18 protein-coding genes are annotated in these 19559 nt (G+C 68.3%); 8 read left to right on the plus strand and 10 right to left on the minus strand.

The window, feature by feature from the left end; genetic code table 11:
* Positions 1–112: 112 nt before the first annotated feature.
* The 3 genes from ABD116_RS07620 to ABD116_RS07630 form a co-directional block, all read right to left on the minus strand.
* Complete coding sequence (locus ABD116_RS07620; protein WP_425552066.1) at positions 113–1195, minus strand: potassium channel family protein; 1083 nt, start codon at positions 1193–1195, stop codon at positions 113–115.
* Positions 1161–2171 (minus strand): GNAT family N-acetyltransferase, encoded by a 1011-nt coding sequence (locus ABD116_RS07625; RefSeq protein ID WP_343966319.1) that lies wholly within the window; start codon positions 2169–2171, stop codon positions 1161–1163. Before ABD116_RS07625 ends, ABD116_RS07620 begins: the two co-directional genes overlap by 35 nt.
* A gap of 66 nt (positions 2172–2237) precedes the next feature.
* Entirely contained in the window at positions 2238–2630 is a 393-nt protein-coding gene (locus ABD116_RS07630) for a hypothetical protein (RefSeq protein ID WP_343966321.1), read from the minus strand.
* Positions 2631–2696: 66 nt separating this feature from the next.
* On the opposite strand from ABD116_RS07630, the gene ABD116_RS07635 reads away from it, so the two are divergent.
* From ABD116_RS07635 to ABD116_RS07655, 5 genes are all read left to right on the plus strand, one after another.
* Positions 2697–3302, plus strand: a complete 606-nt coding sequence (locus ABD116_RS07635; protein ID WP_343966323.1) for a hypothetical protein — start codon at positions 2697–2699, stop codon at positions 3300–3302.
* A gap of 364 nt (positions 3303–3666) precedes the next feature.
* The gene (locus tag ABD116_RS07640) at positions 3667–4755 is read left to right on the plus strand and encodes a glycoside hydrolase family 5 protein (RefSeq protein ID WP_343966325.1); all 1089 of its coding nucleotides are present in this window, start codon (positions 3667–3669) and stop codon (positions 4753–4755) included.
* Between the two features lie 138 nt (positions 4756–4893).
* Positions 4894–5634, plus strand: a complete 741-nt coding sequence (locus ABD116_RS07645) for an ABC transporter ATP-binding protein (protein ID WP_343966327.1) — start codon at positions 4894–4896, stop codon at positions 5632–5634.
* Complete coding sequence (locus ABD116_RS07650) at positions 5631–8408, plus strand: ABC transporter permease (RefSeq protein ID WP_343966329.1); 2778 nt, start codon at positions 5631–5633, stop codon at positions 8406–8408. The genes ABD116_RS07645 and ABD116_RS07650 overlap by 4 nt, the downstream gene beginning before the upstream one ends.
* A gap of 130 nt (positions 8409–8538) precedes the next feature.
* A complete protein-coding gene (locus tag ABD116_RS07655) occupies positions 8539–10335 on the plus strand; it encodes a glycerophosphodiester phosphodiesterase family protein (protein ID WP_343966331.1) in 1797 nt (598 codons plus the stop codon).
* Here ABD116_RS07655 and ABD116_RS07660 read toward each other — a convergent pair.
* Positions 10332–11387, minus strand: a complete 1056-nt coding sequence (locus ABD116_RS07660; RefSeq protein ID WP_343966333.1) for a carboxylate-amine ligase — start codon at positions 11385–11387, stop codon at positions 10332–10334. The two genes, ABD116_RS07655 and ABD116_RS07660, sit on opposite strands and share 4 nt — an antisense overlap.
* Before the next feature lie 97 nt (positions 11388–11484).
* Between ABD116_RS07660 and ABD116_RS07665 the strand changes: the two genes are divergently transcribed.
* Both ABD116_RS07665 and ABD116_RS07670 read left to right on the plus strand, forming a co-directional pair.
* Entirely contained in the window at positions 11485–12222 is a 738-nt protein-coding gene (locus ABD116_RS07665; RefSeq protein WP_343966335.1) for a HipA family kinase, read from the plus strand.
* Positions 12219–12626 carry a DUF3037 domain-containing protein gene (locus ABD116_RS07670; RefSeq protein ID WP_343966338.1) on the plus strand — a complete coding sequence of 136 codons (408 nt, stop codon included), beginning with the start codon at positions 12219–12221 and terminating at the stop codon, positions 12624–12626. Before ABD116_RS07665 ends, ABD116_RS07670 begins: the two co-directional genes overlap by 4 nt.
* A gap of 1 nt (position 12627) precedes the next feature.
* Here the strand turns inward: ABD116_RS07670 and pgm are convergent, their stop codons facing one another.
* Together pgm and ABD116_RS07680 are read right to left on the minus strand one after the other, a co-directional pair.
* Positions 12628–14250, minus strand: a complete 1623-nt coding sequence (gene pgm / locus ABD116_RS07675; RefSeq protein WP_343966341.1) for a phosphoglucomutase (alpha-D-glucose-1,6-bisphosphate-dependent) — start codon at positions 14248–14250, stop codon at positions 12628–12630.
* A 75-nt stretch (positions 14251–14325) separates the two neighbouring features.
* Complete coding sequence (locus ABD116_RS07680) at positions 14326–15822, minus strand: fused MFS/spermidine synthase (protein ID WP_343966343.1); 1497 nt, start codon at positions 15820–15822, stop codon at positions 14326–14328.
* A gap of 78 nt (positions 15823–15900) precedes the next feature.
* On the opposite strand from ABD116_RS07680, the gene ABD116_RS07685 reads away from it, so the two are divergent.
* Complete coding sequence (locus ABD116_RS07685; protein WP_343966345.1) at positions 15901–16590, plus strand: maleylpyruvate isomerase family mycothiol-dependent enzyme; 690 nt, start codon at positions 15901–15903, stop codon at positions 16588–16590.
* Positions 16591–16594: 4 nt separating this feature from the next.
* Here the strand turns inward: ABD116_RS07685 and ABD116_RS07690 are convergent, their stop codons facing one another.
* Genes ABD116_RS07690 through ABD116_RS07705 form a run of 4 tightly spaced genes read right to left on the minus strand, consistent with a single transcriptional unit; the run spans position 16595 to position 19389 of the window.
* A complete protein-coding gene (locus ABD116_RS07690) occupies positions 16595–16960 on the minus strand; it encodes an MmcQ/YjbR family DNA-binding protein (protein ID WP_343966347.1) in 366 nt (121 codons plus the stop codon).
* Positions 16961–16997: 37 nt separating this feature from the next.
* Positions 16998–17663 carry a response regulator gene (locus tag ABD116_RS07695; protein ID WP_343966350.1) on the minus strand — a complete coding sequence of 222 codons (666 nt, stop codon included), beginning with the start codon at positions 17661–17663 and terminating at the stop codon, positions 16998–17000.
* Positions 17660–18865, minus strand: coding sequence for a sensor histidine kinase (locus ABD116_RS07700; RefSeq protein ID WP_343966353.1), 1206 nt, complete (start codon positions 18863–18865; stop codon positions 17660–17662). The genes ABD116_RS07695 and ABD116_RS07700 overlap by 4 nt, the downstream gene beginning before the upstream one ends.
* A 41-nt stretch (positions 18866–18906) precedes the next feature.
* The gene (locus ABD116_RS07705) at positions 18907–19389 is read right to left on the minus strand and encodes a hypothetical protein (RefSeq protein WP_343966355.1); all 483 of its coding nucleotides are present in this window, start codon (positions 19387–19389) and stop codon (positions 18907–18909) included.
* Between the last annotated feature and the right edge of the window lie 170 nt (positions 19390–19559).

Below are 19559 nucleotides of genomic sequence, written 5' to 3' on the forward strand. Positions count from 1 at the left end.
TGTTCAAGGTCGCCGCATGGTGTTCAAGGTCGCCGCATGGTTCGAGGTCGCCGGTTGGTGTTCGAGGTCGGCGGGGAGTGGGTGGGGCAGGGGGAGGGCGCAGGGGAAGGGTTTACTCTTCCTGGTCGTCGGCGCCGGGGCGTTCCGCCCAGGGGGTTTCTTTGGCGGGGCGGACGACGATTAGTTTGTCGCCGGCGGCCAGGACCGAGACGGAGGAGTCGTAGTAGCGGTGGACCTTGCCGTCGCGGACGACCGAGACGACGCGGTCGGGGACCGATGACGGTGCCTTGCCGACCTCGCGGCCGAGGACTGGGCGTTCGGCGACCTCGAGGCCCTCGCCGTAGGTCAGTAGGTCCTCCATCACCTCGCCCAGGTTCGGGCTGACGGCGGACAGGCCCAGCAGTCGGCCGACTGCCTCCGAGGAGGTGACGACCGCGTCCGCGCCGCTCTGCCGCAGCAGGGGGACGTTGTCCTCCTCGCGGACCGCGACGACGATGTGCGCGTTCGGGTTCAACTGCCGGACGGCGAGCGTGACCAGGACCGCCGAGTCGTCGCGATCGGTGGTGACGATCACCTCGCGGGCGGTCATCACCTCGGCGCGACGCAGGACGGTCCGGTTGGTCGCGTCGCCGTGGAAGGCGGCCATCTGATCGTTGCCCGCGTCACCGATCGCCTGCGCGCGCGGGTCGATCACCACGATGTCGGTGCGCTTGACCCCGTTGCTGAGCAGGGTCTGCACGGCCGAGCGGCCCTTGGTGCCGTAGCCGACGACAACGACATGGTCCTTCATGCGCTTCCTCCATCGCGAGTCGCGCATGATGCGGCGACCTTCGTTCGCCAGGACTTCGAGCGTCGTGCCGACCAGCACCACCAGGAACGCGATCCGCAGCGGTGTCACGATGAAGGCGTTCACCAGCCGGGCGGTCGGCGTCACCGGAGTGATGTCGCCGTACCCGGTCGTGGTGAGCGTCACGGTCGCGTAGTAGATGCTGTCGATGAAACCGACGCTGCCGTCGTAGGTGTCCTTGTAGCCACCCCGGTCGACCAGCACGATGCAGACCATCAGCACCAGCAGGCCGAGCGCGATCATCAGCCGCCTGGACAACTCCACCACCGGCGAGCGCGTGCTCGCGGGCAGGTTGACGAGAAGGCCGTGGGGGTTACGACCGGGCAGGGATGGCACGCGTCTGACGATAGGGCACCGACGGCCGATCCACCGCATGCGACAGGCTCTGGTCGGACAGTGCGACGGTCACCATCAGGTGGCCGCTGTCCTGGACGACCCTGGTCCGCATGCGCAGGCCCTCGACGGTTCGCAGCATCGCGTCGTTCTCCGGCTGCACCATGCAGACCACCCGGTCGGCACCCATGTCCCGGGCCTCCCGGATCACCCGGCGCAGCAGTTGCGAGCCCAGACCGTGCCGCTGCCAGCCGTCCTCGACCAGTACGGCGATCTCCATCGCCGAGCCACTCAGCTCGTCCCAGGGAGCAGCCGTGGCCATCCCGACGACGGCCTCACCGGCTGCGGCGACGATGGAGATCCCGCCGGCCGGGGCCGACAGATGACGCGCAGTACGGGCCGTGAGCTTCGGCATGGGGACGTGGTACCGCCGGGTGCGGCTCTCGTACGAGCACCGGTCGTGCATGGCGACTACTGCCTCGGCATCGTCGACAGTGGCCTTGCGCAACTCCGGTACTGCGCTGCCGGGCCGGGGCGGCTCCTGGACCGGGCCGACCTCCCGCTCGGCCAGCCGGCCGGCGATCTCGACCAGTACGTCGGCACGCGCCCACTCGGCCGGCGTGTACTCATCGAACCCCTGCAGACTCTCCAGCTCCTCGTCCACGGAGATCGGGTCGTCGATGAGCCGCAGTACTGCGCGCAGGTAGCGGGTGGGCCCGTCATGGAGGACATCGGCCTGGCACGGGCGGACCGTAGTACCGGTGCAGCCCGCTTCGGCGACCAGTGCGGTCAGGTCGTCCGCGGTCCAGCCGACGCCGGTGGAGACAACCAGCTCGTCGACAGCCCCGGACTCGGCGGTGAAGACCTCCAGGCTCAGAATGTTGATCTCGTCGGCACCACAGCGTGCGGCGAGCTCGGCCAGTGCACCCGGCCGGTCGGCGAGTTCGGTCCTGATCTTCCAGAGCATGGTGACGCCCTCCCTCGTGGACACGTCCTTCCACTGTGCGCGGGAGCTGTTGCTACGCCGGGTCCTGCGTGTTACAAGCAGGTCAACCCTCTATCGGCGACGCTTGATCTTCGGCAGCCGATCAGTCAGCTTCGGCTTGCTCGCCGCCAGCACGACCGCGTTCTCGCGCCGATCCAGATCCGCATGCCGCAACAACTCCGGATAGGACGACTGCGCCACCGGCGGATAGGTCGTGACGATCGCATCCCCGCTGAAGACGAAGAAGACGGCCTGCCCGTCCTTGATCACCTTCAACAGCGACCCGTCCCGCACAGTCAACGCGTGCTCGATCGCCTTCTTCCGGGCGTTCCGCTTGGCCAGCGCCGCCTGCAACGCCTGCTGGGCAGGCTCGCGCCCATGCTTGACCGCCTCGAACGCCATCGGCCCGTACCGCACGCCGTACTTGACAACGTTCTTGGCCAACTTGCCTTTTCCACCCGCCATGGTTCGACTGTACTGACTGCGCCGGGTCGGCATGCGGAGTTGGGGGCCGTCAGGCACGATGGGCGGGTGACCGTTCCTACGCCGCGCCGGCCGATCTTGCCGGGTGCCAAGTTGTTCGAGTCGTTGCCGGGTGCGCACGACCCGGCCGCGGTGGCCGAGGTGGCGCACCGGACCGCGGAGCTGCTGGTGCGCGGCGCGCGGTCGAGCGAGGACGCCGAGGTGATCGCGCGGGTGGTCAAGCTCGCCGACGACTACGGGCTCGACGAACTCGCGGACCTGTGGTCCGACTCGCCGGCGGACTCGCTGCCCGGCACGCTGTGGCGGCTCTACCTGCTGCGCTCCTGGGTGCATGCTTCGGCCGAGGAGGTCTCCCGCGAATACGCGACCGGCCGCAAGTACGCCGAGGTCCACGCCGTGGTCGCGGGCGTCGCCGATCCGCCCGGGCCGACCGAAGTACGGGACATGGTCGACGCCGTACTACGAGGTGTCGCGACCGGCGATTTCGCCACCACTCTCGACCGCGCGGCCGCCTTCGCGCGGATCGTCGCGACCGGCCGGGCGCACCTGGCCGACGACACCCACGACCTGGTCCGGTCGGCGTCCAAACTCGTCGAACTGGCAGACCAGCTGCAGACCGCGGCACGCACCGAACGCACCGGCAACCTGTGGTAGTTCGCTACACTGATGCAGGTGTCGGGCCGCGGTAGCCCCGGGTCCCAAAATTAGCCGCTTCGAGCGGCCTCGCGCCGTGAGGCGCTTCCCGGTCCGGCACCAAATCCTGCGAATCCGGTCAGCATCCTGCGCTGGCCGGATTTTTCGCGTCGTGATCTTTCCGTGATCTCGACCGTTAACTTTTCCCGCCGGTCCACGCCTGACCGGCCCGCGGACTGCGTTAGTTCCATCCAAGCGATGGCTTGAAGCAAACGGGCATCCGGTTGCAGGTCACGGATCGGCACTGGTAGGCAGGGAACCGCGGAGGTGGGGCCGTAGCCCGAAGCAGTAGAGAACCTGGGGACTGAACAAGGAGAAGAACCCAGTGCGGAAAGCCCTGGCCGCGGCGGCTGTCGTTGCCCTGATCGCATTACTCACCGTTGTCGCCCGACCCTCGACCGTATCGATCCCGAAGGCCGACGCGAAGGTCGCGCCCGGTGTCCGGGTGGTCGGCAACCAACTCGTCGACGAGACCGGCAAGAAAGTCCAGTTGCGCGGCGTCAACCACTCCGGCGCCCAGTACGCCTGTTCCGAGGGCTGGGGGATCTTCGACGCTCCCGCCACCGACGCGACCATCGCGGCCATGAAGGCCTGGGGCGTCAACGCGGTCCGGGTGCCCCTCAACGAGACCTGCTGGCTCGGCAGTACTCAGGTCCGGCCCGGCATGCGTGGTTCGACGTACCGGAACGCCATCACGGCCTGGGTCACCAAGCTCACCACCGCCGGGATGACCGTGATCGTGGACGAGCACTGGACGCAGACCGACGCGAAGAAGGCGACCGACCAGCGGGTGATGCCGTCGCGGATCTATTCGGCCATGTACTGGCGGTCGGTGGCCGCCACGTTCAAGAACAACCCCGCGGTGATGTTCGACCTGTTCAACGAGCCCTACCCGGACAACAACCGCGACACCACGGCCGCCTGGAAATGCGTGCGCGACGGTGGCACCTGTCCCGGCGTCAAGTTCGTCACGGCCGGCATGCAGGAACTCGTCGTGATCGTGCGCGCCACTGGAGCCAACAATGTCATCCTCGTGCCGGGTCCCGAGTACGCCGGATCGCTGCGCCGCTGGCTGGAGTTCAAGCCGGTCGACCCGGCGAACCAGCTCGCCGCGTCGGTGCACATCTACGGACTGCCGCTCGATTCGCCGTACCGGGACCAGGCGCGCTGGCCCGAGATCGACAAGGTGGCGGCCAAGGTACCGGTCGTGATCGGCGAGATGGGCGACACCGACTGCACCCACCGGTTCACCGACAAGCTCACCAAGTACGCCGACGCGCGCAACATCTCGTATCTCGCGTGGGGCTGGGTGGTCAGCGACTGCGCCGACGAGCCGTCACTGATCAAGGACTACAAGGGCACCCCGTCCGGCTTCGGCGCCGGCATCAAGGCGGGCCTGCAGAAGAAGCGCTGACCCGAGGACCAGCGCTCCCCCGGCCGGATCTCGGGGTCCGGTCGGGGGAAACCCCCTGTCGCGATCACTCCCAGTAAGAGCAGACTCGGAACCACGACGGTTCTGGGGGCCGCTGAAACGCTTGGGAGGGCGAACAGCATGACGGAGGGACAGACGACCGTCGTGCGGGCGAAGGACCTGATTCGCACGTACGGCGAGGGCGATACCGCGGTCAAGGCGCTGCGGGGGGTCGGGGTGGAGATCACCGCCGGCCAGTTGACGGCGGTGATGGGACCGTCCGGCTCGGGCAAGTCGACGTTGATGCACATCCTGGCCGGGCTGGACAAGCCGACCTCGGGGTCGGTGCAGATCGGCGGCACCGAGATCACCACCCTGGGCGACGACGACCTGACCAAGCTGCGCCGCAAGCACATCGGCTTCATCTTCCAGTTCTTCAACCTGCTGCCGATGCTGACCGCGCGCGACAACATCGTGCTGCCGCTGACGATCGCCGGCGAGAAGCCCGACCCGGCGTACTTCGATGAGCTGGTGGCCCGGGTGGGCCTGGCCGACCGGCTCACGCACCGCCCGGCCGAACTGTCCGGCGGCCAGCAGCAGCGGGTGGCGATCGCCCGTGCGCTCGTCTCCCGCCCGACGGTGATCTTCGCCGACGAGCCGACCGGCAACCTCGACTCGCGGACCAGCAACGAGATCCTGCAGCTGATGCGCAGCTCGGTCGAGGAGTACGGGCAGACCACCGTGATGGTCACCCACGACGCCAAGGCGGCCGCGATGGCCGACCGGGTGCTCTACCTGGCCGACGGCGAGATCGTGAAGGAGACCGGGCGGACCGACCAGCACGAGATCCTGCAGATCATCGACTCGCTGGACCTGCAGTGACCGGCTTCGCGCTGCGCGGGCTGCTCAGCCGCAAGCTCCGCACGGCGCTGACCGCGATCGGCGTCGTCCTCGGCGTCGCGCTGGTGTCCGGCACGTACGTGCTGACCGACTCGATCTCGAGCGCGTTCGACTCGATCTTCTCCGACAACTACAAGAACACCGACGCGGCGATCACCGGCAAGACCGCGTTCGACGTACCGGACGGGACCGCACCGGCGCCGCCGTTCGACGAATCCCTGCTGGCCAAGGTGTCGGCCCTTCCCGAGGTCGGCGTGGCCGGCGGCGCGGTGTCGGGCGAGGCGCAGCTGATCGGCAAGGACGGCAAGTCGATCGCCTTCGGTGGCGCGCCCAACCTCGGCTTCAGCGTCGATCCGGAGCACCAGGAGTTCAACTCGCTCGCGCTGGTGAACGGTGACTGGCCGGGGCCGAACCAGGTCGTGATCGACACCCAGACCGCCTCGAAGAAGGGCTTCGTGACCGGCGACACGATCGGTGTGCAGGCCCGCGGCGAAGTTCAGCAGATGCGGATCTCCGGGCTGGTCGAGTTCGGCTCGGTGTCGTCGATCGGCGGCGCGACGCTGGCCGGTTTCCAGCTGCCGACCGCGCAGAAGCTGTTCGACAAACCGGGCAAGCTGGATCAGATCCTGCTGAAGGCCAAGAGCGGCACGTCGCCGCAGCAGCTGATCGACGCCGTCCAGAAGGTCTTGCCGGAAGGCACTCAGGTGCGGTCCGCCGAGGACCAGGCCGCCAAGGACGCGGCCGGGACGAGCGACTTCCTGAACTTCTTCCGGACCTTCCTGCTGGTCTTCGGCGGGATCGCGCTGTTCGTCGGCTCGTTCGTGATCGCGAACTCGCTGTCGATCACGATCGCCCAGCGCACCCGTGAGTTCGCGACCCTGCGGACGCTCGGCGCCTCGCGGCGTCAGGTCCTCGGCACGGTCGTGCTCGAGGCGCTCCTGACGGGCGTGGTGGCGGCCGTCGCCGGGCTGTTCCTCGGGCTCGGAATCGCTACCGGGCTGTTCAAGATCTTCGACGCGGCCGGGCTGACCCTGCCCAACAACGGGCTGGTGTTCCGCGGCCGGACCATCGTCGTCGCGCTGGCGGTCGGCATCCTCGTGACCTTGCTGGCCAGTCTTCGACCGGCCATGCGAGCAACGAGGGTTCCACCGATCGCGGCCGTTCGCGAAGGCGCTTCGTTGCCACCGGGCCGTTTCCACCGGTACCGCGCACTGGGCGCTGTGGTGCTGACGCTGGCCGGCGTCGCGCTGGTCGTGGTCGGGCTGTTCGTCAACGGGCTGGGCACGGGCAATCTGCTGACGTTGCTGGCGGTCGGAGTACTGCTGATCTTCATCGGGATCGCGTTGTTCGCGGCGCAGTTGGTACGTCCGTTGGCGGCCGCGTCCGATCCGGTGGCTCGTGGGTCGGTACTCGTGCTGACCATCCTCGCGTGGCCGCTGTTCTCCTTGCCCTATTGGCTACTGCGGCGTGGGTACTGGGGACCGGGGTCCGGGCTGAAGCGGGCCGGTGGGTTCGTACTCGGCGCGGTGCTGAATCCGGTGCTGCTCGTCGTGGTCACCGCGATGGCGATCCGGCGGCGGGTGAGCTCGTGGGAGCCCGAGTGGCCGGCGGAGTTCCCCGGCGTACTGATCGATGGGCCGGCGGCTGGAATCGGTGGGCAGAACAGCCGGCGCGATCCGCACCGGACCGCTTCGACGGCTGCCGCATTGATGATCGGGCTGGCCCTCGTCACGCTGGTGGCCACGCTCGGCGCGGGCATCATCAAGCCGTTCGAGGACGCCGTCGACCGGATCTTCAGCGGTGACTACGCGGTCGCGGCGCAGAACAACTTCAGCCCGCTGCCGCCGACGGTCGCAGCCGCGGTCGCGAAGGTTCCCGGAGTACAGGCCGCTTCGAGTGTGCGTGGCGGGCAGGGGCAGGTGTTCGGCGACACGATCCAGGTCACGGCGGTCGATGAGCAGGCGCCGTCGGTACTGCGCTTCGACTGGAAGAGCGGCTCGCAGGAGACGCTCGGGACGCTGGGCGCCGACGGTGCGATCGTCAACGAGGACTACGCGAAGAAGCACAACCTGTCGCTCGGTTCGACGTTCTCGATGACGACTGTCGTCGGCAAGAGCCTGCCGCTGACCGTGAAAGGCATCTTCAAACCTCCGGCGGGCGGCTCGCCGTTCGGCGACGTGACGATCTCGACGACGACCTTCGACGCGGCCACCCCGCAGCCGCTGAACCTCTACACGTTCCTGAAGATGGACGGCGGGGTCACGGCCGCGAACACCGCGGTGGTGGAGAAGGCGCTCGCCAACTTCCCGAACGCGAAGGCCCAGACGCGCGAGCAGTTCAAGGACGCCCAGGCGAGCGGGATCAAGAGCCTGCTCAACGTGCTCTACGTGCTGCTCGCGCTGTCGGTCCTGGTCAGCCTGTTCGGCATCGTCAACACGCTCGTGCTGACCGTGTTCGAGCGGACCCGGGAGCTCGGCATGCTGCGGGCGATCGGCCTGACCCGGCGCCAGGTGAAACGGATGATCCGGCACGAGAGTGTGATCACCGCGCTGATCGGGGCGGTGATCGGCATCATCCTCGGCCTCGGCCTGGCGTCGCTGCTGGCCGCCCGGCTGGACGAAGTCAGCTTCGCCGTACCCACCGGGCAGCTGATCGTCTTCGCCATCGTCTCGGTGGTCGTGGGCATCTTCGCCGCCATCTGGCCGGCCCGTCGCGCGGCCCGGCTCAACCCGCTGGAGGCACTGCAGTACGAGTAGCGGTAAAAAAGTGGCCGACGGTGAGGGGTTACCCGTCGGCCACTTACCGGCTACCTTCGCGAGGGCCGGGGTATCCCTGCGCGGGCAACCATCGGCGCCAACCGCCGTTCCCTACGCAAAGGATGCCCTCATGCGCCGCCTCCCCCGCGCGCTGCTCCTTACCCTCGCCGCCGGTCTGCTCCTCCCGTCTGCTTTACCTGCTGGTGCCGCTGCGCCGGACGACGCCCGTCGCAGCCGTGACTTCGACATCCAGGCTCACCGCGGCGGCCTCGGGCTGACCGTGGAGAGCACGATCGCCTCCTTCTCGCGTGGCCTCGAGGTCGGCGTCAGTACGCTCGAGCTCGACGTCCAGATCACCGAGGACGGCTACGCGGTGGTCACCCATGACCGCCAGGTCACCGGCGCGAAGTGCAAGGACACCGCGCCCTACACGCCGGGCGACCCGGAGTACCCGTACGTCGGCAAGTTCATCAACACGCTGACCCTGAAGCAGGTCAAGCAACTCGACTGTGGCTCGCTGCCGCAGGCGAACTTCCCGGGCCAGACGCCCGACCCGGGTGCGCGGATGCCTGAGCTGCGCGACGTCTTCGCGCTGGTCAAGCGCTTCCACGCCGACAAGGTCAAGCTCAACGTCGAGACCAAGGTCGAGGCGGGCGCGCCGACCCAGACGGCACCGCGCGAGCAGTTCGTCCAGGTGGTCGCCGCCGAGATCCGCAAGGCCCGGATCGGCCGGCAGGTGACGATCCAGAGCTTCGACTGGGGTTCGCTGATGCGGATGCGGCAGGTCGCGCCCGAGCTGCCGATCGTCGCGCTGACCAACTACGACTTCCTGCAGACCGGCCAGCCCGGCAAGTCGCCCTGGCTCGGCGGTATCGACATCGACGACTTCGGTGGCGATCTGGTGAAGGCGGCCGCGTCGTTCGGCGCGGACGCGATCTCGCCGGTGCACGGGTTCCCGCAGGACGGTCGCGTGACGGATCCGGCGTACAAGCCGTATGTCACTGCTGACATGGTCCGGTCGGCTCACCAGGCTGGGATCAAGGTGGTGCCGTGGACGGTCGACGACCCGGCCACGATGCAGTCGCTGATCGACAAGGGTGTCGACGGCATCATCTCGGACTACCCCGATCGGGTGCGGTCGGTGGTCCGGTCGAACGGGTTCCGGTTGCCGGTCGCGTACGACGCTCCGGCGGTCCGCGCGCTGCCGGCGGCTCACGCGCACAACGACTACGAGCACCGGCAGCCGTTGACCGATGCGCTCGACCGTGGCTTCAACAGTGTCGAGGCCGACGTCTGGCTGGTCGACGGCGAGCTCCGGGTCGCGCACGACCTGGAGGACGCGGTGCCGGGTCGCAATCTCGAGAGCCTGTACCTGAAGCCGCTCGCACAGCGGGTTCGGGACAACCACGGCGAGGTCTACCGGCACGGGCGGAACTTCCAGTTGCTGATCGACATCAAGAGCGACGGGCCTTCGACGTACGCGGCTGTTGATGCGGCACTGCGGAAGTACAAGGGCATCAGCACGGTCTTCGCCGGTGGCCACACCTACCGCGGCGCGGTCACGTCGGTGATCAGCGGCAACCGACCGCTCGACGTACTGAAGGCCCAGAAGGTCCGGTACGCCGGTTACGACGGCCGGCTCGCCGACCTGAACTCCAAGCTGCCCGCGTCGTTGATGCCGCTGGTCAGCGACAACTGGTCGAACAACTTCACCTGGCGAGGTATCGGGCCGTTCCCGGCTGCCGAGCGCGCCAAGCTGCAGACCATCGTCACCACTGCCCACGCGGCCGGCTACCGGGTCCGCTTCTGGGAGACCCCGGACGTCCCGGGTGCAGCCCGTGAGGCCGTCTGGTCGGAGTTGGTGGCTGCTGGGGTCGACCACCTGAACACGGACGACCTCCACGGCCTGGAGGACTTCCTGCGCTAGTCCACTACCGCAGTGAGGGCAACGACGTCGAAGCCGTCCCGGACGGCCTGGCGTTGCTTGACGGCGCCGTTGCCCTCCCGGAGTACTCGCTGGATCGTCTCGGCGACCATGTCGGCCTCACCCAGCTGGTTGAGCGCCTGCGAGACATGTCGCTGCAGTAGGCCGAGTAGCTCGCTCATAGGTAGCGGGCGCGCCTTGAGTACCTCCAGCCCGTTGCTGGTGATCCCGTCGCGTGCTGCGAGCCAATAGGCGGCTCGTAGCACCTCCGGCTCGAGCTTCGGGCCCAGACCGCCGTCGTCGAGTGCTGTCATCACCAGTGCGCGGACGAGCGTCGCCAGCAGCACTGTCTCGTCGACGGTCAGCGGTACATCGCTCACGCGTATCTCGACCGTCGGCAGGTGGCTGGACGGGCGCACGTCCCAATAGACCATCCGCTCGTCCATGATGCTGTCCGTGGCGACCAGCATGGCGACCAGTGCGTCGTAGTGCTCGGCGGATTCGAAGTACGGCGGTGGGCCCGAGCAAGGCCAGCGCGACAACATGATCGATCGCCAACTGGAGTAACCGGTGTCCTGCCCCAGATAGACCGCACTGTTCGCCGTCAACGCCAGCAGAGCAGGCAGCCACGGCCGCAGATGGTTGCTGACCCGGACAGCGGCTTCCCTGTCCGGTACGTCGATGTGCACGTGACACGCACACACGGCCTGCTCACGAGCCAGTAACCCGTAGCGGGCCGCCATCTGCTCGTACCGCGGCTTCCTGGTGATCAGTTGAGTCGCAACTCCACGGGGAGGCACAGCAATCGCCAGCAACTGCGCATGCTCCTCCGCTGCGGCTTCCGCGAGCTTGGACCGCGCCCAGGTCAACTGGTAGCGCAGTTCATCAGCCGTTTGACACACAGGCGAGTTGATCTCCACCTGGGCTCTGGTCAGCTCCAATTCGATGTCTACCCCGTCAGTACCCGCGGCGACGGCCTTACTGCGTGGCACCGGGTCGCCACCGGCCGAGACCAGCAGCAACTCCTCCTCGACGCCCATGGACGGATGGCTCAAGGCAACTCCTCTGTAGCGATGCCTTCGACGTACCCGGCGCCGACGTGCTGGAAACCGTGCCACTGCTGGTCACCAGGCATGCACTAGGCTCGGCCGGGTGAGTCTGCCGATCGTGACTGCCACCCGGTACGTGTTGCCGTTACGCGAAGGCGGTTCGCTGCCCGGTGTTGTCGAAGGCAACGATCTCGGCACCTACGTGCTCAAGTTCCACGGCGCCGGCCAGGGCCCGAAGGCGCTGGTCGCCGAGATCATCGTCGGCGAGCTGTTCCGCCGGCTCGGGCTGCGGGTGCCGGAGCTCAAGCTGATGGAGCTCGACCCGCTGATCGGCAAGTCCGAGCCCGACCAGGAGATCCAGCAACTACTGCTGCGCAGCGCCGGCCTGAACCTGGCCGTCGACTTCCTGCCCGGCTCCTTCGGCTACGACGGCTCCAGCGGCAAGCCGGACGAGGCCACCCAGGCCAAGATCCTCTGGCTCGACGCGTACGTCGCCAACGTCGACCGGTCCTGGCGCAACCCGAACCTCCTCGTCTGGCACAAGCAACTCTGGCTGATCGACCACGGAGCAGCGTTGTACTTCCACCACTCCTGGATGTCCGCCGAGAAGTTCACCGGACTCGCGTACGACGCGCAGGATCACGTGTTCCGTGACGTCGCCGACTCGGTACCGGCCGTTGACGCCGAGCTGGCGGCGGCGATCACTCCCGAGCTGCTGACCGAGGTGATCGCGCTGGTGCCGGGCGAGTGGATCGAGGAAGGCGACCGCGAGCGGTATCTGGGTCACCTGACCGCCAGACTCGCCGATCGGTCCGCCTGGCTGCCGGGTGGTGCACAGTGAGCCTGGCGCCCTTCGACCCCGCGGTGAACCTCGTCCCCTTCGACTACGTCATCCTGCGCGCGGCACCCCGCATCCACCGCGGAGAGTTCGTCAACGTGGGCGCAGTCCTCTACTGCCGCTCCCTGGACTTCCTAGGCGCCTCCTGGGACGTCGACCCGCTCCGCCTACGCGCCCTCGACCCAGCGGTCGACGTAGACGTCGTCTGCGCTTCCTTGGAGCACCTCCGCGCCATCTGCGCTGGCGAGCCCGAAGGCGGCCCCGCAGCCGCCACCCGAATCGGCGAACGCTTCCGCTGGCTGGCTGCGCCCCGCAGTACGGTCGTCCACCCCAGCCCCATCCACAGCGGCCTCACCAACGACCCCGGCGCCGACCTGGACCGACTGGTCGACGCCTTCGTCAGATAGTTCAGGCCAGGGCTTGGGAGACGACCTCGCGGGCCTGGGCGAAGACCTCGTCGAGGTGCTCCGCGCCCTTGAAGGACTCGCCGTAGATCTTGTAGAGGTCCTCGGTCCCTGACGGCCGTGCGGCGAACCACGCGGATTCCGTGGTGACCTTGAGCCCACCGATCGCGGCGCCGTTGCCCGGCGCACTCGTCAGCCGGTCGAGGATCGGCTCGCCGGCCAGCTCGGTCGCGGTCACGGCGTCGGCCGAGAGCGCGCCCAGCTTGGCCTTCTGCTCACGGCTGGCCGGCGCATCCACCCGGCTGTACGCCGATGCGCCGAACTTCTCCACCAGCTTGGCGTGCGCCTGCGACGGCGTCTCCCCCGTCACGGCCGTGATCTCGCTGGCCAGCAGCGCGAGCAGGATGCCGTCCTTGTCCGTCGTCCAGACCGTACCGTCGAAGCGCAGGAAGCTCGCGCCCGCGGACTCCTCGCCGCCGAATCCGACCGAGCCGTCGATCAGGCCGGGCACGAACCACTTGAACCCGACCGGCACCTCCCAGAGCCGGCGGCCCATGTCGCCGACCACCCGGTCGATCAGCGACGACGAGACCAGTGTCTTGCCGACCGCGACGTCCGCACCCCACTGCCGGTTGGCGAACAGGTACGAGATGGCGGCCGCCAGGTAGTGGTTCGGGTTCATCAGGCCGGCGTCCGGCGTGACGATGCCGTGCCGGTCGGAGTCGGCGTCGTTGCCGGTCGCGACGTCGTACCGGTCCTTCTGGGCGACCAGCGAGGCCATCGCGTACGGCGAGGAGCAGTCCATCCGGATCTTGCCGTCGTGGTCGAGCGTCATGAACGACCAGGCCGGGTCGATCCGCGGGTTGACCACGGTCAGGTCGAGGCGGTGCCGCTCGGCGATGGCCGCCCAGTAGTCGACACTCGCGCCACCGAGCGGGTCGGCGCCGATCCGGACACCGGCCGCGCGGATCGCGTCCAGGTTGAGCACGGAGGGCAGGTCGTCGACATAGTGCCCGAGGAAGTCGTACTCCCCCGCCTCCGCCCTCGCCGCCTCGAACGGAACCCTGCGTACTTCGCGGTTGCCACCGGCGATCAGCTCGTTCGAGCGGGCCGCGATCCAGCCGGTCGCGTCGGAGTCGGCCGGGCCGCCGTGGGGCGGGTTGTACTTGATCCCACCGTCGCGCGGCGGGTTGTGGCTCGGTGTGATGACGATGCCGTCGGCACCCGCTCCAGCGCCACGGTTGAGCCGCAGAATCGCGTGGGACACACCAGGGGTCGGGGTCAGCCGGTCTGCGCTGTCCACCAGGGTCTGCACGCCGTTGCCGGCCAGCACCTCGAGCACGGTCCGCCAAGCGGGCTCCGAGAGGCCGTGGCTGTCCCGGCCGACCAGGAGTGGCCCAGTGGTCCCCTCGCCCGCGCGGTACTCACAGATGGCCTGCGTGATGGCCAGGATGTGGGCCTCGTTGAAGGCGCCGTCGAGGGACGAGCCGCGGTGGCCCGACGTACCGAAGACGACCTTCTGGGCGGGGTTCTCGACGTCCGGCGTGATCCCCTCGTACGCCGCGAGCAGCGCGTCGACGTCGACGAGATCCTCGGGCTGAGCGGGCTGGCCTGCGCGTGGGTGCATGTGCACATGCAACAAGCCTTCGGCCCGGATCACAACTCCACCCGTGGCGCGTCTCGCTGCTCGGTTTCAACCGTCTCAAGTCGGAAAGGGCGTGAGGAGCTGGTCTACCGGCGCGTAGTCATCGGTGAGCAACGGTGCGTCGCCGATGAACTGCTGCAGCGCGTCGGGGTCGTCGATGTAGCCGCCGGTGGTGCCGAGGCGCTGGCGGATCGCAGTACCGGGTAATGGCTGGTCGGCGGCGAGCAGGACGAAGTTGCCGCCTGCATTTCCCGCCAGCTCGGCAGGTTTCGCGATCAGTGCGACGTACGGGAATTCGGCGGCGACGGTACGGAGCTCGGCCTTGAGGAACGCCTGCGGACCGAAGTCGATGATGTTGGCAACGAGGAGCCCGTCCGGCTCGAGCACCCGGCGCAGGTCGGCGACGATCTCGCGAGTGGTCAGGTGCCAGGGCACGGCCACCCCGCCGAAGGCATCCATCACCAGCAGGTCCCGGCTGTCGTCCGGCTCGGACCGTACGCCGAGCCGCCCGTCCTTGATCTGGATGTCGAGATCCGGGCCCGGCCTGGCACCCAGCTCGGCCTTGTCGAGCTCGATCACGCCGGGGTCGATCTCGTAGACCTTGTTCTTGGTCCCCGGCCTGGTGGCCGCGAGATAGTGCGGCATCGTCAGCCCGCCGCCACCGATGTGCAGCGCCTGCAGCGGTGACCTCTCCGGCCATCTGGACTCGATCGCCGTCGCGAAGTCCTTCGTGTACTGGAACTGCAGGTAGGTCGGATCCGCGGGGTCGATGTAGGAGTGGCGCAGCTGGTCGAGGTAGAGGATGCGGCCGTCGGCCCGCGCTGGGTCCTTCTCGATCCTGGCGCAGTGGTAGGCCGTCTCCACCTCGCACGGACGCGGCGCCACCAGAGTCAGGCCAGTACCGATCAGTGCGAGGGCCAGTGGCCGGCTAGCGGCCTTCAGACCGCGGAAGAAGACCGTCAGGGCGGCTCCGGCGAGCACCAGCAGGCCGCCGAGGCACAGGACGATCGTGCTCGTCGGGACCTTGGCAACGAACACGAACCCGGTCAGTACGGTGCCGGCGATCGCGCCGACCGTCGCATAGGCGGACAGCCGGCCGACGACCGTACCGGTCTGGCTCAGCTTCGACAGTCTGAGCTTGGTCACCATGGGCGTCACCGCAGCGAGCAGTGAGGCAGGCAGGAACAAGGCGACGGCTACTGCCAGGAAGACCGCCTCATTGCCACCTCCCCGGAGGGTCTCGCCGGTCCAGCGCACCACCGGCAGGATCAGCAGCACCAGGGCTCCGGCCAACAGGATCATCGGCCCCAGCGTCCGGGTGGGCGGCGTGCTGTCGGCGATCCGGCCACCCAGCGCGGCACCGGTCGCAATGGCCGCCAGAGCGACGCCGATGACGGCGGTGTTGGTCTCCAGAGTCAGGCCCAGGTACGGCGCCACCAGTCGCAGTGAGACGAGTTCGAGCACCATCACGGCGGCTGAACTGCCGAACGACAGGGCAATGGCGACTTTGTCGTTGATCGCCTTGGCGGGTGCTTCTAGGGCGGTCTCATCCACCGCGCCACCCTATCGGCCGTCGATTCCGCCCCGGGCTGTTCGTCATGATGGAAAGACAGTGCTCAGAAGGGACCACCGATGGACGCAACCACGAGTGTCGACCTGTACGCCGGAACGCGCGCGCGGCTGACCGACGCCGTGCAGGGCTTCGGGCCCGAGGTGCTGGCCGGCCGCGTGCCGGCCTGCCCGGAGTGGACCGTGCACGACGTCGTCGCGCACCTGTCCGGCGCCGCCGCCGATTTCGTCTCCGGGAACCTCGAAGGCGCGCCCAGGCCGCCGTGGACCGCCGTCCAGGTCGACGCCCGTCGCTCGATGCCGACGACTCAAGTCCTGGACGAATGGGCGACGACGACCGGGCCGGCGCTGGAGAAGCTGATCCTGAGCGGCAACACCGCCCACCCGATGATCTGCAACCCGTACGTCGACGCCGGCACGCACGAGGCCGATCTGCACGGCGCGACCGGGATCGGGCGGCCGCCGCGGGAGATCTGGCTGGCGACGCTCGACTGGGTCTTCCCCGATCCGCGCCCGTCGGACGAGGTGGCCGGCACCTTGTCGATCGTGACGCCGGACGGTACCTATCAGCTCGGTTCCGGGAAGCCCGTGGCCGAGGTCCATACGGACACGTACGAATTGTTCCGGGCAATCTTCGGTCGTCGATCGGCGGCGCAGATCCAGTCCTGGCAGTGGACCACTCCGGCCTCCGCCGAGGCATGGTCGACCGAACTGCCCCGCTTGCTCCAGACGACGGTCGACCTGATCGACTGAGGCGTCAATCGTGGGGCTGGTCGAGTTGAGCGACCAGCGTTTTGGGGGCCACCAGGCGATAGGCGTCCTCGACGAGCTCGGCGAGCTGCGGCCAGTCGATGTCAGGGACGTCGAGGTAGACACCGAGCCAGCCGCGGTGCCCGACGTACGGCGGCCGGAAGAAGTGCTCCGGGTCGCTGGCGACCAACGACTCCTGGCTGCCTTCGGGAGCCGCGCACCAGAACGCCGTTCGGTCGTCGTGATGCTGGTCGGCGAACATCACGAAGGTCTTCTTGTCCCGGACGAACCACGTCGGCTCACCGTGACTCAGCCGCTCGGTCGTCTCCGGCAAAGCCAGGCACAGTCCTCGCAGTCGACCCAGCGCGTCCATCGTGTCTCCTCTCAACGGCGTGGTCCTGGTGCGAGTCTCAACGGCGTGGTCCGGGTGCGACGATGCCGGCTTCGTACGCGTAGACGACGGCCTGGGCCCGATCCCGCAGGTTCAGCTTGGTGAGGATCCGGCTGACGTGAGTCTTCACCGTCTGCTCGGCCAGTACCAGGGCCGCCGCGATCTCCCGATTGGACTGTCCGCGCGCCACCAAGCGCAGGACGTCCGTCTCCCGCGGCGTCAACTCGGCCGCGGCCGCCGGCAACACCGGCCGCACCTTCACGAAATCCTCGACCAGCCGCCGGGTGATCGACGGCGCCAGCAACGCATCCCCCGCCGCGACGATCCGCACCGCCGCCGCCAGCTCGTCCGGCGACGAATGCTTCAGCAGAAAGCCACTCGCCCCAGCCCGCAACGCGTCGTACACGTACTCGTCAAGGTCAAAGGTGGTCAGCATGATCACCCGCGGCGGCTCCCCCGGCGCGACCTCAGCCAAGATCCGCCGAGTCGCCTCCAGCCCGTCCATCCGCGGCATCCGCACATCCATCAAGACGACATCCGGCCGAACCCGCCCCACCACTTCGACAGCCTCGACTCCATCCCCTGCCTCCCCCACCACACTCAGATCCGGCTGCGCCCCGAGCAGAGCCGCAAACCCCGCCCGCACCACCGGCTGATCATCCACAACCACCACAGAAACCGTCACTCCACGCCCCTCTCAGCGGGTAGGACGGCTTCTACCCGGTATCCACCGTCAGCAGTTCGTGCCGCGTGGAGGCGACCATCCAGCAAACCAACACGTTCACGCATTCCGATCAGCCCATGCCCACTCCCCGACGCGACCGCAGCATCCACAGGCCCGTTCACAACACTCACAATCAACTCGCCACCGATCCGTCGAACCCTCACCTCCACCACCGCGCCCGGCGCATGCCGTACCGCGTTACTGACCGCCTCCTGCACCACCCGGTACGCCGTGAGCTCGACCGCGGGATCCAGGTCCGCAGAGGACTCGACCTCCAACCGCACATCGGCGCCGGCCCGTCGGGTGGTGGCGATCAGCTCTTCCAGGTCGGCCAAGCCCGGCTGGGGACCCAGCTCGGAGTCGGCCCGGCCACTGGATGGGTTCTCACGGAGCAGGCGCAGTACGCGTCTCATCTCGGTCAGCGAAGCGCGAGCGTCCTCGGCGATCCCGGCGAACTCCTCGCGGGCGTCGGCTGGCAAGCCGGTCAGCCGATGGGGTGCGCTGTCTGCTCGGACGACAACGACCGACAGATGGTGCGCGACGACATCGTGCAACTCCCGTGCGATCCGCGCCCGCTCCTGCCAGCGAGCTCGTTGAGCCCGCTCAGCCGCGCTGATCTCCTCCTGCTCCAGCAGCTGCTGCCGTGCATCAGCCCGAGACCTCACCAGATCGGCAACCACAACCGCCACCGCAGACAACAACGCCATCGTCAGCAGCCCGGCCCACGACCCACGCTCCGGCGCCAACGCCATCCCCACCACGCCGACCAGTTGCGTCACCACCCACCAACCGCCCAGCACCCAACGCGATGAGGCCCAAGCACCTCCAACCCCCAAGCCAGTGGCGCCTCGCGCGCCGGAGAAGGCCAACACCAGCGAGTGGCCGAAGACTCCGGTGACTGGCCAGGGCCAGGCTTCGTCGGGCGACACCGGGACGCAGACGATCGCGGTCAGGACGGAGGTGGCCAACGAAACGGGCAACGCCCATGGAGGCCTCAGCCACACCAAGGCCAAGGCCAGCGCTCGCATCACCCCGAGCGCGAAGGCGGCTCCGATCGGCAGTTGGTAGTGCTGACCGAGGTCGGTACTGGTCAGCACCAGCAACGCGCCGACCCCGAGCGCCGCCCAGATCCCGGCTCGCCCCACAGGCCACCTCGAGCTCATCTCACGACCTTAATCAGATTCCAGCTCAGCAACCCGCAGGCTCAGAGCTGTTGGGTCCAGGAGTAGAAGAAGGCGCCGCCCGCGATCGCCAGCACGATTGTTGCCGGAAGCACCATTCGCGAGGTGGCGGAGCCGTACAGACGGCGGATCGAGGCGGCCTGGAGCAGCGCCAGACCGCGGAGGATGAAGGGGATCGACACGACGATGGGGATGGATATGGCGGCATGTACCGCCCAAGCGCCGGCCTTGGTCGGACCACCCCAGGTGCCGGGGCCGAACGGGCCGTGTTCGACGAAGCCGTAGAACGGGCCGCGGACGACGGCCGTGACGAGCAGCATCACGAGGAACCAACTCAGCAGACCCAGCACCAGGCTCACCACCGCGCTGAGGAGAGAGCTGAAGAGTCCGGGGCGACGCAGTCGGATCGGGTCCGGCGAGCCCTGGAAGCGGGCGAGCTCGCGCCAGGTCTGATGGACCGCGTCGGAACGGCCGAGCAGGGTGCGCACGAACGTCAGCAAGCTCACGGGGACCAGGGCGAGGCCGTAGGCGATCGACCGGAGCAGTCGGCTTCGGAGCGACCGGCGCGCCGGCGGGCTGCCACGTCGCGGATCGCTCGGGCGGGTTGTCAAGGGGTGGTGACCGGATAGCGGTTCGTCTGCAGGGGGCGCGGGGGTTCGGACAGGGTCCGTCATGT

It is taken from the genome of Kribbella koreensis (assembly GCF_039525325.1).
Taxonomy (GTDB): Bacteria; Actinomycetota; Actinomycetes; order Propionibacteriales; family Kribbellaceae; genus Kribbella; species Kribbella koreensis.